The sequence below is a fragment of the Ruegeria sp. BC2 genome (assembly GCF_056539245.1).
Window position 1 is genome coordinate 219,390 of the sequence record NZ_JBQFUQ010000003.1, and the last position, 12,942, is coordinate 232,331.

Annotated in this window: 13 protein-coding genes; 4 read left to right on the plus strand and 9 right to left on the minus strand. The window is 61.7% G+C overall.

What is annotated here, in order from left to right:
• Positions 1–40 precede the first annotated feature (40 nt).
• From ACR0CU_RS14225 to ACR0CU_RS14260, 8 genes are all read right to left on the minus strand, one after another.
• A complete protein-coding gene (locus ACR0CU_RS14225) occupies positions 41–1,723 on the minus strand; it encodes a bifunctional protein tyrosine phosphatase family protein/NAD(P)/FAD-dependent oxidoreductase (RefSeq protein WP_480643303.1) in 1,683 nt (560 codons plus the stop codon).
• Positions 1,724–1,738: 15 nt separating this feature from the next.
• Positions 1,739–2,623: an MBL fold metallo-hydrolase gene (locus tag ACR0CU_RS14230; protein ID WP_480643361.1), complete on the minus strand. Its 885-nt coding sequence runs from the start codon at positions 2,621–2,623 to the stop codon at positions 1,739–1,741.
• An 85-nt stretch (positions 2,624–2,708) separates the two neighbouring features.
• Complete coding sequence (locus tag ACR0CU_RS14235; protein WP_170448042.1) at positions 2,709–3,146, minus strand: DUF6691 family protein; 438 nt, start codon at positions 3,144–3,146, stop codon at positions 2,709–2,711.
• A 4-nt stretch (positions 3,147–3,150) separates the two neighbouring features.
• Complete coding sequence (locus ACR0CU_RS14240; protein ID WP_170365772.1) at positions 3,151–3,582, minus strand: YeeE/YedE family protein; 432 nt, start codon at positions 3,580–3,582, stop codon at positions 3,151–3,153.
• Position 3,583: 1 nt separating this feature from the next.
• Positions 3,584–3,799: a YgaP family membrane protein gene (locus ACR0CU_RS14245; RefSeq protein ID WP_170448045.1), complete on the minus strand. Its 216-nt coding sequence runs from the start codon at positions 3,797–3,799 to the stop codon at positions 3,584–3,586.
• 96 nt (positions 3,800–3,895) lie between these two features.
• Entirely contained in the window at positions 3,896–4,561 is a 666-nt protein-coding gene (locus ACR0CU_RS14250; RefSeq protein WP_170365775.1) for a Crp/Fnr family transcriptional regulator, read from the minus strand.
• Between the two features lie 177 nt (positions 4,562–4,738).
• Positions 4,739–5,125 (minus strand): Cu(I)-responsive transcriptional regulator, encoded by a 387-nt coding sequence (gene cueR, locus ACR0CU_RS14255; protein WP_170359527.1) that lies wholly within the window; start codon positions 5,123–5,125, stop codon positions 4,739–4,741.
• Between the two features lie 13 nt (positions 5,126–5,138).
• Positions 5,139–7,649, minus strand: coding sequence for a heavy metal translocating P-type ATPase (locus ACR0CU_RS14260; protein ID WP_170448047.1), 2,511 nt, complete (start codon positions 7,647–7,649; stop codon positions 5,139–5,141).
• 248 nt (positions 7,650–7,897) lie between these two features.
• On the opposite strand from ACR0CU_RS14260, the gene ACR0CU_RS14265 reads away from it, so the two are divergent.
• Positions 7,898–8,170 (plus strand): hypothetical protein, encoded by a 273-nt coding sequence (locus ACR0CU_RS14265; RefSeq protein ID WP_170341585.1) that lies wholly within the window; start codon positions 7,898–7,900, stop codon positions 8,168–8,170.
• 4 nt (positions 8,171–8,174) lie between these two features.
• Here ACR0CU_RS14265 and ACR0CU_RS14270 read toward each other — a convergent pair whose 3' ends face one another.
• Positions 8,175–8,837, minus strand: coding sequence for a L,D-transpeptidase (locus tag ACR0CU_RS14270; protein WP_093963303.1), 663 nt, complete (start codon positions 8,835–8,837; stop codon positions 8,175–8,177).
• 303 nt (positions 8,838–9,140) lie between these two features.
• Between ACR0CU_RS14270 and ACR0CU_RS14275 the strand changes: the two genes are divergently transcribed.
• From ACR0CU_RS14275 to pstA, 3 genes are all read left to right on the plus strand, one after another.
• Entirely contained in the window at positions 9,141–10,178 is a 1,038-nt protein-coding gene (locus tag ACR0CU_RS14275) for a substrate-binding domain-containing protein (protein WP_170448050.1), read from the plus strand.
• Positions 10,179–10,244: 66 nt separating this feature from the next.
• A complete protein-coding gene (gene pstC, locus ACR0CU_RS14280; RefSeq protein ID WP_254437603.1) occupies positions 10,245–11,621 on the plus strand; it encodes a phosphate ABC transporter permease subunit PstC in 1,377 nt (458 codons plus the stop codon).
• Between the two features lie 11 nt (positions 11,622–11,632).
• On the plus strand, positions 11,633–12,937 hold the full coding sequence (gene pstA, locus ACR0CU_RS14285; RefSeq protein ID WP_170341613.1) for a phosphate ABC transporter permease PstA: 1,305 nt from the start codon (positions 11,633–11,635) through the stop codon (positions 12,935–12,937).
• Positions 12,938–12,942: the final 5 nt, after the last annotated feature.

Sequence of the window (12,942 nt, forward strand, 5' to 3'; positions counted from 1 at the left end):
GGCGGGTGTTGGATGGCGCAGGGCAAGAAGCCCTAGCGACCTATTCGGCCGCCACGTTCAGCGGCTCGGGCTTGGCCATCCATTCCTTGCCCTTCAGCATCGCCGACCAATAGACCGGCGGCAGCAGCTTTTCCTTGAGGACCCAGGCCGCGCGGCTGGGTTTGGTGCCGTCGATCAGGAACTTAGGGAAGCTAGGCTTCAGGACACCGCCATAGCCGAACTCGGCCAGCACGATCTTGCCGCGTTCCACCGTCAGCGGGCACGAGCCGTAACCGTCATAGGCCGCCACCGGGCCGCGGCCCTCGATATCGGCCACGATGTTGTCGGCCACCACCGGCGCCTGCTTGCGGGCAGCGGCCGCGGTTTTCGCGTTCGGCGCGTTCATCACGTCGCCCAGCGACCAGATGTTGTCAAAGCTCTTGTGGCGCAGCGTGGACTGATCCACATCGACCCAACCCGCCGCATCCGCCAGCGGCGATACCCGGATGAAGTCCGGCGCCACCTGCGGCGGGCAGACATGCATCATGTCGAACTCGACCGTCACCTGCTCGGGCTGCTCGTCGGGATTGGCGACCTTGAACGTGGCGGTTTTCGCCGCCCCGTCCACCGCCACCAGATTGTGGAAGAAGTTCAGCGTGGCGTCGTATTTCCTGACATACTCCATCAGCGCCGGGACATAGTCCTTGACCCCGAACAGCACCCCGCCCGCATTCATGAACTGGATGTCGATATCCTTCAGAACCCCGCGTCGGACCCACGCATCGCCCGACAGGTACATCGCCTTTTGCGGCGCGCCCGCACATTTGATCGGCATCGGCGGCTGGGTGAACAGCGCCCGTCCCACCTTCAGCCCTTCGACCAACTGCCAGGTATAGGGCGCCAGGTCATAGCGATAGTTCGAGGTCACGCCGTTGCGGCCCAGCGTTTCCTCCAGCCCTTCGACCGCACCCCAGTCCAGCTTGAGCCCCGGAGTCACCACCAGACGGTCGTATTTGACCACTCGGCAACCATCCAGAATGACGGCGTTGTTCTGTGGCTCGAACGCGGCCACGGCGGCCTTGATCCATTTGACCCCGCGCGGGATCAGCGCGCCCATGGTCTTGGCCGTCTGTTCCGGCGTGAACACGCCGCCGCCCACCAGGGTCCAGCCGGGTTGATAATAGTGCACGTCGGACGGGTCGATGATGGCAATCGACAGGTCGGATTTACGCGCATGCAGGCTGGCGGCGGTGGCGATGCCCCCTGCCCCGCCGCCCACGATCACCACGTCAAAGGACGCGTCGCCGGTGTCGGTGGGCGTCTTGCCGCCATTGGCGATGCGGCGGGCCACGCCGCTCATGTCATATCCGGCAGCCTTGGTTGAGGTCAGGATGTCAGGCAAGGCTCGGCCCTGCGCGGCCTCGTGCAGCGACCAAAGCGTGGCCGAGCGCGTGCCCGTCCGGCAATAGGCCAGGATCGGACCTGGCAGTTCGGTCAGGGCTTGACCGAAGGCCTGCGCGTCCTCATCCCGAACCAGGCCAGTCTGGACGGGAACGTACCGGGCTTCGATGCCAAGCTTTTCTGCAGCGGCCTCGATTTCCTCGAATGTCGGTTGGTCGGACCCTTCACCGTCGGGGCGATTGCAGATGATGGCGCGGAAGCCCGCGGCCTTGATCGCTTGGATATCGGCAAGCGTTACCTGTGGCGACACCGAGAGTGCGCCCGAAATCTTCCGGATTTCCATTGTTGTCTCCTGCGGTCAGATCTTGTTGACCGGAACCTTGAGCATCTGGTTGCCGTCCTTGTCGGTCGGGATGTCACCCGCCCGGATATTGACCTGGATAGACGGGATGATCAGGGTCGGCATCGCCAGCGTCGCGTCACGCTCGGTGCGCATCTTGATGAACTCGTCCCGCGACTTGCCGCCGCCCACATGAATGTTGTGCGCCTTTTCCTCGGCCACCGTGGTTTCCCAGCGGATGTCGCGACCGTTGGGACCGTAATCGTGGCACATGAACAGGCGGGTTTTGTCCGGCAGGCTCAGCACCTTCTGGATCGAGTCGTAAAGGGTTCCCGCATCTCCGCCCGGAAAGTCGGCTCGGGCCGAACCACCATCGGGCATGAACAGCGTGTCACCCACAAAGGCCGCATCGCCAACCACATGCACCATGCAGGCCGGCGTATGGCCCGGTGTGTGCATGGTGAAGGCGGTCATGTTGCCGATCGTGTAGGTCATGCCATCGGTGAACAGGGCATCGAACTGGCTGCCGTCGCGCTGGAACTCGGTGCCTTCGTTGAAGATCTTGCCGAACACCTCCTGCACGATCTTGATGTTCTCGCCGATGCCGATCTTGCCGCCCAGTTTCTGCTGGATGTAGGGCGCCGCCGACAGGTGGTCGGCATGGGCGTGGGTCTCGATGATCCACTCCAGTTTCAGGCCCTGTTTTTCGATCTCGGCGATCAGCAGGTCGGCATGTTCGAAGGTGATCCGTCCAGCGGCATAGTCGATGTCCATCACGCTGTCGATGATCGCGCAGGCGTTGGATGTCGGGTCCGAAACGATGTAGCTGATCGTCGCTGTGGCCTCGTCGTAGAAGCCCTGAACCTTGGGTTTGACGCTCAGATCAACCGGATATGCGGAAATTGGTGTCGCGATTGCGTCAGCCATTTTCTGGTTGTGGGTGTCGATTGCCTTTTGGTCGGTCATGATCGTGCCTCCTCTCTGACGCTCAGGCCTTGGCCGAACGTGAAATCAATGGTTGCCCTTGCAGAATGCGCGCGAGGGCCAGCCCGGCGGCGACCGCGCCCAGAAACAGCAGAACCTCCCACCGTCCGGTGCCCAGGGCCGGAATTGCCGCGCCCGGGCAGAATCCTGCGATGCCCCAGCCCACGCCAAACAAGGCTGAGCCGCCAACAAGCTTCATGTCGATGTGCTTTGCGCCCGGAACCTGGAACCGGTCCGCATAAAGCGGCGCGGCGCGTCGCCATACCAGTCGATAGCCTATGAATGTCACCACCAGCGCACCGCCCATTACGAAGGCGAGGCTGGGGTCCCAAGTTCCGGCCAGATCGAAGAAGTTCAACACCTTGGCCGGGTTCATCATACCCGAGATCGCGATGCCTGTGCCGAAGACAAGGCCGGTCAGGAACGTATGGAACAGTTTCATTGCCTCACCCTCCGAATACGTGGCGGATCACGAAAACCGTGATGGCGGCAGTTGCCATGAAGGTCGGAACGGCAACCAGGGACCGGGTCGACAACCGCGACAGGCCGCATACTCCGTGACCCGAGGTGCACCCCGAGCCGAGGCTGGCGCCCAGGCCGACGATGACGCCGCCGACCACGATCATCAGCGGGCTGATCGGCACCTCGATGGCCGGCATGGAGCCGGTCAGCACGTAGATCAGACCCGGCGCAACGATCATTCCGGCAACAAGGGCCAGACGCCATGAAAACTCGGACCCGCTGTCAGGAAAGACCAGACCGGACATGATCCCGGTGGCACCCATGATGCGGCCGAGGCCCAACATCAACAACACGGCACCCAAGCCTATCAGCAGGCCGCCGCCGAAGGATGCAAAAGGCGTGAATACGGTTTCCATATCATCTGGTCCTGCAGGTTTTGATGCCCAAAAGCGTGTACACTGGGCAGAATTTCATGGTCGCGGTCAACAGCATGATGATGCCCACGATCACAGCGCCATATTTGAAAAGGGGTGCGGCGAACAGGGCCAGCCCGCTGAAGATTGCCAGGTACAGCAGGACCAACCCAAGAGCTGCGCGCAGCATGCGGTCGATCGTTCCGACGTTGTTGGTCATATCGCCCTCCATATTCAGGTTTCTGAATGGCATATATGACGCCAGGAGCGTCTCTTCAGTGACAATGTCACGAAAGCCGAAAAGATTCCCGAAAAATCAGGTGCTGTGCGCCAAAGCCTGCAAAGCCGGTGTGTCGGTGAGCGTGATCTTGCCCCGAGATTGCGAAACCAACTCGCGTTTCTGGAAGTCGTGCAGCACCCGCGAGACAACTTCACGCGCGGTTCCCAGTTCGCTGGCCAGTTGTTGATGTGTGGCCTGCACCTCGTTCGCGGGATCGGCCAATGCAAGCAGACGTTCCGCCAGCCGGACATCGATCCGGCCGAAGGCGACGTCATCGACCACGCGCAGAAGGTCGATCAATCGGCGGGAATAGGCCTGGAACACGAAATCGCGAAACGCGTCCTCTTCCGCGGCAAGGCGGTCGAAGGCGGGCTTGGGCAGGACGATCGCGGTGACATCTGTTTCAGCAATGCCTTCGGCGTTATAGGCCTCTTCGGCCAGCATACATGCCGTGGTCAGCACGCAGCTTTCGCCGGCTTCGACCCGATACAAGACGATTTCGCGCCCCGTATCCGAGCTTTGTGAAACGCGGATCCGGCCTTCGTACAGAAACATGAGGCTGTCCGGCACATTGTCGGGCCCGAACACCTGGGCCCCGTTCGGGAACTTCACGATCCGCGCGGCCGCGCGCAACCGGGCGCGGACCGCATCGGGCAGGTGGCTGGTTCCGTGGAACCGCTGGGTCCAGTCAGTGATTGTCATGTGGCTGCTTGCATGGGTGGCCCAAAGCCCTCGTAGATAAGTACGGTTCTGCCGTCTTTCGCCCGGCCCGGATGATACGTTAGTAACGGAGCATCCTGTGCATCTGCCGCATGGCGTAGGACAGAACCGTGGTCACGATCAAGGGAAAGCGCCCGAAGGTGCCTCGGGTCCACCCTGTCAGTCGCGACCCAGATCCTTGAGGATCGGACAATCCGGGCGGTCATCTCCGGCGCATTCGTGGATCAGGTGCGACAGTGTTTCGCGCATGGCTTTCAAGCCTTCGATCTTGGCATCGATCTCTTCGAGGTTCTGTTTGGCGATCCGCTTGACGTCCGCGCTGGCGCGGTGCTTGTCCTCGTACAGCGCCAGAAGCGAGCGGCAGTCTTCGATGGTGAACCCCAGCGACCGCGCGCGCCCGATGAACGCCAGCTTGTGCAGTTCTTTCTCGTCGAAATGGCGGTATCCATTGGTCGATCGTCTGGGTTTGATGAAACCGATATCCTCATAATACCGGATGGTCTTGGCCGGCAAACCCGAGCGTTCGGCGACGTCCCCGATGTTCATGGCGGCTCCTTTCCTATTCGGCGGGTGTGGGTGCGTGTGCGATGGTCTGCGGTTTGCGGTCGGATCCGCTCGGCGGTCGGGCCGCCTTGACCCAACGAAGCCGCAGTGCGTTTGACAGCACAAACACGCTGGACAGCGCCATGGCGCCAGCCGCCAAAACCGGGGACAGCAAGGGTCCGCCAAAGGGATAGAGAACTCCCGCGGCCACCGGGATCAGCAGCGTGTTGTAGCCAAAGGCCCAGAACAGGTTCTGCCGGATATTGCGCATGGTGCGCTGGCTGATATCGAAGGCGTTGACCACGCCGATCAGATCGCCCGACATCAGCACCACGTCTGCGGCCTCGATCGCAACGTCGGTCCCGGTGCCGATGGCAATGCCGACATCCGCGGCCGCCAGCGCCGGAGCGTCGTTGATCCCATCACCGACAAAAGCCAACTTGCCGCCGTTCACGCGCAGGTTTTCCAGTGCAGCGACTTTGCCTTCGGGCAGGACTTCGGCGACGACTGTGTCGATCCCAAGCTGTGCTGCGATGGCATCGGCCGTCGCCCTGTTGTCGCCCGTGATCATCGCCACTTTGAGCCCCAGCGCGTGCAAGGCTTCGATGGCCTCCGGTGTGCTGGGCTTGATCGGGTCGGCCACCGCCATTGCGGCGGCAGCGGTTCCGTCGATTGCGGCGTAGAGCGGTGTTCTGCCTTTGGCGGCCAGCGACGCGCCGTGATCTGACAGCGCACTGATGTCGATGCCTTCGCGCTCCATCAGACGATCGGCGCCGATGAGGATGCTGTGCCCTTCGACGACCGCTTGAACCCCATAGCCGGTGATCGACTTGAAATCCTCGGGCTTCGGCAGATTCAGGCCGCGTGTCTCGGCCGCGCGCACGATGGCGGTGGCGATCGGATGTTCCGAAGTGGCCTCGACGGCTGCGACCAGGCGCAGGACGGTGTCCTCATCCAGCCCTTGGGCAACCACAAGATCAGTCAGTTCCGGGCGGCCTTCCGTCAGGGTGCCGGTCTTGTCCACCGCTACAACAGTGGTTTCCTGCAACATCTGCAGCGCGTCGCCCTTGCGGAACAGAACGCCCATTTCCGCAGCGCGCCCCGTGCCCACCATGATCGATGTCGGCGTAGCCAGGCCCATTGCGCAGGGGCAGGCAATGATCAGCACCGCGACCCCGGCAACCAGAGCCATGCTGAGCGCCGGGTCCGGTCCGAACAGCAACCAAACAAGGACTGTCACGACCGCAACTGCGATCACCGCGGGAACAAACCAAAGGGTTATACGGTCAACCATGCCCTGAATGGGCAGCTTCGCGCCCTGAGCCTGTTCGACCATCTGAATGATCTGCGCCAGCATCGTATCCGCTCCGATCTTTTCGGCGCGGACGGTCAACGCTCCGGTACCGTTCACGGTGCCGCCTACGACGGTTGCGTCAGAGGATTTCTCGACCGGAACGGGCTCACCCGTGATCATGCTTTCGTCGACATACGAACTGCCGCCCAGCACCGAGCCATCGACCGGGATCTTTTCGCCGGGCCGCACGTGAACCAGATCGCCCACTGCGATCTGATCAATAGGCAGTTCGACGATGCGGTTCTCCCGTTCGACCCGCGCGGTTTTGGCCTGCAGGCCGACCAGCTTGCGGATCGCCTCGCCGGTTCGGCCTTTGGCGCGTGCTTCAAGAAAGCGGCCCAGCAGGATCAGAACCACGATGACCGCGGCCGCCTCGTAATAGACATTGGCCGTGCCGGTCGGAAGGATTTCGGGCGCAAAGGTCGAGATCAGCGAGAACCCATAAGCCGCCGACGTGCCCAAAGCGACCAGCGAATTCATGTCTGGCGCACCCTTGGCAAGTGCTGGAAAGCCCTTGGTGTAGAATTGAAGACCGGGCCCGAACAGGACCAGTGTCGTCAAGACGAACTGAATGTAGTGGCTGGCTTGCAGACCGATGGTGCTTGCAATCAGATGATGCATGCCGGGAATGACATGCGCGCCCATTTCAAGGATGAAAACCGGCAAGGCCAAGAGCGCCGCAAACCCCGTTCGCAGTGCCAGTTTGCGGATTTCGTCAGCTTTGCGATCCTGCGCCGCTGCCTGAGCCGAGTTGCGCGGCGTCGCCGGGTACCCGGCCGCGTTGGCCAATGCAGCAATCGCTTCGGGTGTCGTGGCGCCCGCTGCAAACTGGACGGTCGCGCTTTCCGAGGCGAGGTTGACCGACGCCGCCAGCACCCCCTGCCCGGCAAGCAAAGCCTTCTCGACCCGGCCGACGCATGAAGCACAGCTCATGCCCTGGATGTTGAGCGTGACGGTCTCGGTTACGGCTGGATAGCCCGCCGCCTCCATCGCCTGTGCGATGGATTTGACATCAGCCGGAGCATGGAAATCCACCTGGACGCTCTCATTCGCCAGGTTTACTGCAGCCAAGTCGACACCCGGAACCGCGCTGAGCGCACGCTCAACCCGGGCCACGCAAGACGCGCAACTCATCCCCTGAACCTGAAATTTGGCATGTGAAATATTGGCCATGTCGTCACCACGATTATCCGGTCGACCCTGTACATAAGGGTTCCAGCAAGTGGAAGGTCAAGGCCCTCTGCGGAATATCCCTGCACACCAAGCAAACCATCCCGTCAGGTCAAGAGCAGTTGCGGCTGTGCTCCGTCGGCAACAGGGCAACGATGGATGGCGACGGATCCTTGGTGAATTGAAGCGGGATCGCTTGGATGCGAGGGTATCACGCAAAGAGAATCACTTGGGAATCGGAAAGGTGCGGCATGACAACGAGGAAAGCATTGATTGGGCTGTGCGCGCTGTCCCTGATTGCCGCCTGCACCGAGACCACGTCGATGTCCGGCGACAAAGCCCCCGGTGACCTTGCCAAAGTGCCCGAGGGCGTGGTCGAGATCGCCGCGCCGGGCCAGGACCTGACCGCCGTTCGCATCATGCCCGAAGACGGTTGTTACTGGTACCGGTACGTGGGCCCGGTCGAAACGACATACCTACCGCTGAGAACCGCCGATGGCCGCCCGATCTGCGCCCGGGCGTGACGGATCAGCTGCTGGCAGTCGCAAATCTTTCGGGTGGGTAAAGATGAGCCGTCGCGCCCGGCTGCACCCGGTCATACAGGCCAATAATATGGGCCATGACCATACGTACACAGCCTGAGCTTGCCCGCCCGCCGATAGACCGGGAATAGGGTGTTCCGTGGATGCGCAGATATGTGTCGCGATTGCCCTGAAACAGGTAGAAAGCGCGTGCGCCCAAGGGGTTGTTGGGTCCGCCGGGCATTCCGTCGGCAAACTGCGCATAGTCCTGCGGATCGCGTTTGATCATGTCTGCGGTCGGGGTCCAACGCGGCCATTTGGCTTTGCGCCGGATCGTGTAGGTCCCGGGTTCGTAGAGATTGCCACGGGCGATCGCCACGCCGTATCGCATCGCGGTTCCGCCCTCTTCGATGAAATACAGGTAGCGCGCGACCGCATCCACGTGAATGTCACCGGGCACCAGAGACCGATTGGTTTCGACCCGTTGCGGCAGAAACCGGGGATTCAACCCCCAAGGGTTCGAGGTGGCCGGGTCATAGTTGGCCGGCGTCACCTGCCTGTCCCAAGCCGCCCATTGAGATGCGGTCGACGCTTCGGCCGATGTCGCGCCAAGAATCGGTTGCGAGAAAACAGCAAGCGAAGTCGCAACAAAATGTCTTCTGGTCAGCATGTCTGCACCTCCAGTCGCCTTGCCGTGGCAGCAAGAAAAAAGATCGGACTAAACGATTCCCTGAAACAGACCCCGAGTCCATTCACTTGTTCGTTTGACGCAAAACCTTGTCGCAACTGGTGTTTTGAGGTCGTGCACAAACGGCTGCCGAAAGCCGCGCATCTGGATCAGACGAGTTTTTGAACCGCCCCGGGTGGGTTGTCATAAAACTGTTACGAAAGCGTTACATAAGCTTCGCACGCCCGGACTACTGCACTCAACAAGGCCGCAGGGGGCGGCCAAAGCTGATTCTCAGGAGTGACCATGACCACCATCAAACTGACCGCTTCGGTTCTGGCAATCACCGCGATCGCCGCGTCCGCTGCCTCGGCGCGCGACGCCATCCGTATCGTCGGATCGTCGACCGTATTCCCGTACACCCAAGCCGTGGCCGAACAGTTCGCCAACAACACGGGCGCTGCTTCGCCCATCGTCGAATCGACCGGTACCGGCGGCGGCATGAAAATCTTCTGCGAAGGCATCGGCGAAAACACTGCCGACATCACCGGCGCATCGCGTGCCATGAAGGCCTCGGAATACGAGCTGTGCCAAAAGAACGGCGTGACCGACATCTCTGAAGCTCTGATCGGTTTCGACGGCCTGTCGATCGCCATCTCGCGCAGCAATGAACAGGATTGGGACCTGTCGCTGGCCGACATCTACATGGCTCTCGGCGCCCAGGTGCCGGTTGATGGCGAGTGGAAGGACAACCCGTACAAGACCTGGAACGAAATCAAACCCGACCTGCCGGCCGTGGAAATCCTGGCTTATGGACCGCCGCCGACCTCGGGCACCCGCGACGCGTTCGTCGAGCTGGCCATGCATGAAGGCTGCAAAGAGCTGGACTTCGTCAAGAGCGGTGATTTCGACAAGAAATGGGTCAACGAAAACTGCTCGCGCATGCGTACCGACGGCCCCTTCGTCGAAGCAGGCGAGAATGACAACCTGATCGTTCAGCGCCTTGAGGCGGATCCGAACGCCGTGGGCATCTTCGGCTACTCGTTCCTGTACGAGAACCTGGACAAGCTGAAGCCGGTCACGATCGAAGGCGTCGAACCGAATGCCGACACCATCGCCGACAAATCCTATCCGGTGTCCCGCCCGCTGTACTTCTATGTTAAGAACGCGCATCGCGGTGTGATCCCGAACTTGAACGAGTTCCTGGAAGAATACATGTCGGATGATGCTTTGGCATCCGACGGCTACCTGGCCGAACGTGGTCTGGTTGGCCTGTCCGACGAGCGCCGTGAAGAGCTGCAGGATGCAATCCTGGACGGCCAGAACATGGAACCCAAGTCGTAAGACTTGCAATTCACAGGGCTGTCCGGCCGCGAAACCGGGCAGCCCATTTTTGTGCCTGGGGGGCAGATGACTACTTTCGTGTTTGCGGCGCTGTTGGGCGTCAGTATCTTTGGATATTTGCTGAACAGACGGGCTGCGGCCGGTCTGCGCGCAGATGGGACGTCCCTGCACTCCCTGCCCGGCTATCACGGGCTGTTTTCGTTTCTGTCCACGCTGGTTCCGGTCTTTGTGCTGATCGTGCTGTGGCTGATCCTGCAGGGCCCGGTGATCGACCATGTGGTCATGTCGGGCCTGCCTGCCGGCAGCCTTGACGGATTGGACACTGGCGGGCGCCAGCTGGTGCTGGCCGAGATCAAGTCGATCTCGCGCGGGCAGATTTTCGGCGAGCCGGAACAATGGAAGATGGACGCGGCCCAGCGGTATCTTGAACTGCATCAGATGTCGGGATGGGTGCTGCTGTCGATCGTTGTCATTCTGTCACTGGCCATCGTGGCATTTGCCCGGTCGCGTGTCGGCGTCGAATTCCGCGCCCGTCACAGTGTGGAACGCATCGTTTCCGGCCTGATGATCTTCTGCTCGACCGTCGCCATCTTTACGACCGTCGGCATCATTGCCGCGCTGCTGTTCGAATCCATCCGCTTTTTCGAGATGGTTCCGATCACCGAGTTCTTCTTCGGGCTGAACTGGGAGCCGCAGATTCCTCTGCGCGAGGACCAGATTGCGGCCGAAGGTGCCTTTGGCTGGCTTCCGGTCATCCTCGGCACGATCGTCATTACCGTGGTCGCGTTGTTCCTGGCGGTGCCGGTGGGCCTGCTGTCGGCCATCTACCTGAATGAGTTCGCACCCGACCGCCTGCGGGCGGTGGCCAAGCCAGTGCTGGAGATTCTGGCCGGCGTACCGACCGTGGTCTATGGCTTTTTCGCGATCCTGGTCGTGGCCCCGGCCATGCGCAGTTTCGGAGCCTCACTGGGCATTCCGGTGTCGCCCAACACGGCGCTGGCCGCAGGCAGCGTGATGGGCATCATGCTGATCCCGTTCATCTCGTCATTTACTGACGACGCCCTGTCGGCCGTGCCGAAATCTCTGCGCGACGGAGCGCTGGCTTTGGGGGCAACCCGGGCCGAGACGGTTCTGAACGTGCTGTTCCCCGCCGCCATTCCCGGCATCGTCGGTGGCATCCTGTTGGCCGTCAGCCGCGCGATCGGGGAAACCATGATCGTGGTGATGGCGGCGGGACTGATCGCCTCGCTGACCATCAACCCGCTGGACAGCGTGACCACGGTGACCGTGCAGATCGTCACGCTTCTGATCGGCGATACCTCGTTCGACAACCCCAAGACGCTGGCAGCCTTTGCCTTGGGCATGATGCTGTTCGTCGTCACCCTGATCATCAACGTCTTCGCGCTGCGCATCGTGCGCAAGTACCGCGAAGCCTATGACTGAGGCCAAGAATCATGGCTGACCTGACCGCAGGACAAAACAATTCGCCAAAAGGCGGAGACACCGCCGACGCCGTGCGCGCCAGCTTGGCCCGCCGCAACCGCAAGCAGAAAATACTGCAGGGCCTTGGCCTGGGCGCCATCGGATTTGCATTTCTGATGCTGTTTATCCTGGTGGCCTCGCTTGTATCATCCGGATATCAGGCGTTCACCCAGACCAAGATCACGCTCGAGGTCTATGTCGACCCCGAGGAGATCGAGCCCGAAAAGCTGCCGCGGGGCGGTTTCAAGGACGTGTTGCAAGCCTCGCTGTCCGAGTTGCTGCCCGAGGTGGACACCAGCGATCGGGCTACCCGAAAGGCCCTGTCGGGCATTCTGTCCAACGGAGCGCAGTTTGATCTGCGCGACCGGGTGGTGGCCGACCCTGCGCTGATCGGGCAGACCATCACGATGACCGTGCCGGTATCTGACCCGTATGACCAACTGAACAAGGGCACCATCGACCGCGACACGCCCGAACAGAACCGCCGCTTGAACGATGCCGAGATTGCGTGGTTCGATCAGCTCAAGGCCGAAGGCGTGATCAGCAAGCCGCTGAACACCGGCCTGGTCACCAATGCCGACAGCCGGTTCCCCGAATTGGCGGGCCTGAAGGGCGCGCTGATCGGGTCGTTCTGGGCGCTGTTCGTGTGTTTCGTGATTTCCTTCCCGCTGGGCATCGGCGCGGCGATCTACCTTGAGGAATTCGCGCCCAAGAACAAGGTCAGTGACTTCATCGAGGTCAACATCAACAACCTGGCCGCGGTGCCGTCGGTCGTTTTCGGCCTGTTGGCGCTGGCGGTGTTCATCGGCTGGTTCGGGCTACCGCGCTCGGCCCCGTTCGTGGGTGGCATGACGCTGGCGCTGATGACCATGCCGACGATCATCATCGCCACCCGCGCGGCGCTCAAGGCCGTGCCGCCGTCGATCCGCGAGGCGGCCCTGGGCATCGGTGCGTCCAAGCACCAGGTGGTGTTCGGTCATGTGCTGCCGCTGGCGATGCCCGGCATCCTGACCGGTACGATCATCGGGCTGGCGCAGGCGCTTGGGGAAACGGCCCCGCTGCTGCTGATCGGGATGAACGCGTTCATCACCTCGGCCCCGGCTGGCCCGTTCGACAGTGCCACCGCCCTACCCACGCAGATCTTCATCTGGGCTGACAGCCCCGAGCGCGGCTTCGTCAGCCGGACCTCGGCCGCGATCCTGGTGCTGCTGGGGTTCCTGGTCACGATGAATGCAATCGCGATCTATCTTCGCAACAAATTCGAGCGCAGCTGGTAAGCGCA

Coding starts and splice junctions, on each gene's coding strand:
- ACR0CU_RS14225 (WP_480643303.1), bottom strand. CDS start 1,723: ATGGAAATCCGGAAGATTTCGGGCGCACTCTCGGTGTCGCCACAGGTA.
- ACR0CU_RS14235 (WP_170448042.1), bottom strand. CDS start 3,146: ATGAAACTGTTCCATACGTTCCTGACCGGCCTTGTCTTCGGCACAGGC.
- ACR0CU_RS14240 (WP_170365772.1), bottom strand. CDS start 3,582: ATGGAAACCGTATTCACGCCTTTTGCATCCTTCGGCGGCGGCCTGCTG.
- ACR0CU_RS14245 (WP_170448045.1), bottom strand. CDS start 3,799: ATGACCAACAACGTCGGAACGATCGACCGCATGCTGCGCGCAGCTCTT.
- ACR0CU_RS14250 (WP_170365775.1), bottom strand. CDS start 4,561: ATGACAATCACTGACTGGACCCAGCGGTTCCACGGAACCAGCCACCTG.
- cueR (WP_170359527.1), bottom strand. CDS start 5,125: ATGAACATCGGGGACGTCGCCGAACGCTCGGGTTTGCCGGCCAAGACC.
- ACR0CU_RS14260 (WP_170448047.1), bottom strand. CDS start 7,649: ATGGCCAATATTTCACATGCCAAATTTCAGGTTCAGGGGATGAGTTGC.
- ACR0CU_RS14265 (WP_170341585.1), top strand. CDS start 7,898: ATGACAACGAGGAAAGCATTGATTGGGCTGTGCGCGCTGTCCCTGATT.
- ACR0CU_RS14270 (WP_093963303.1), bottom strand. CDS start 8,837: ATGCTGACCAGAAGACATTTTGTTGCGACTTCGCTTGCTGTTTTCTCG.
- ACR0CU_RS14275 (WP_170448050.1), top strand. CDS start 9,141: ATGACCACCATCAAACTGACCGCTTCGGTTCTGGCAATCACCGCGATC.
- pstC (WP_254437603.1), top strand. CDS start 10,245: ATGACTACTTTCGTGTTTGCGGCGCTGTTGGGCGTCAGTATCTTTGGA.
- pstA (WP_170341613.1), top strand. CDS start 11,633: ATGGCTGACCTGACCGCAGGACAAAACAATTCGCCAAAAGGCGGAGAC.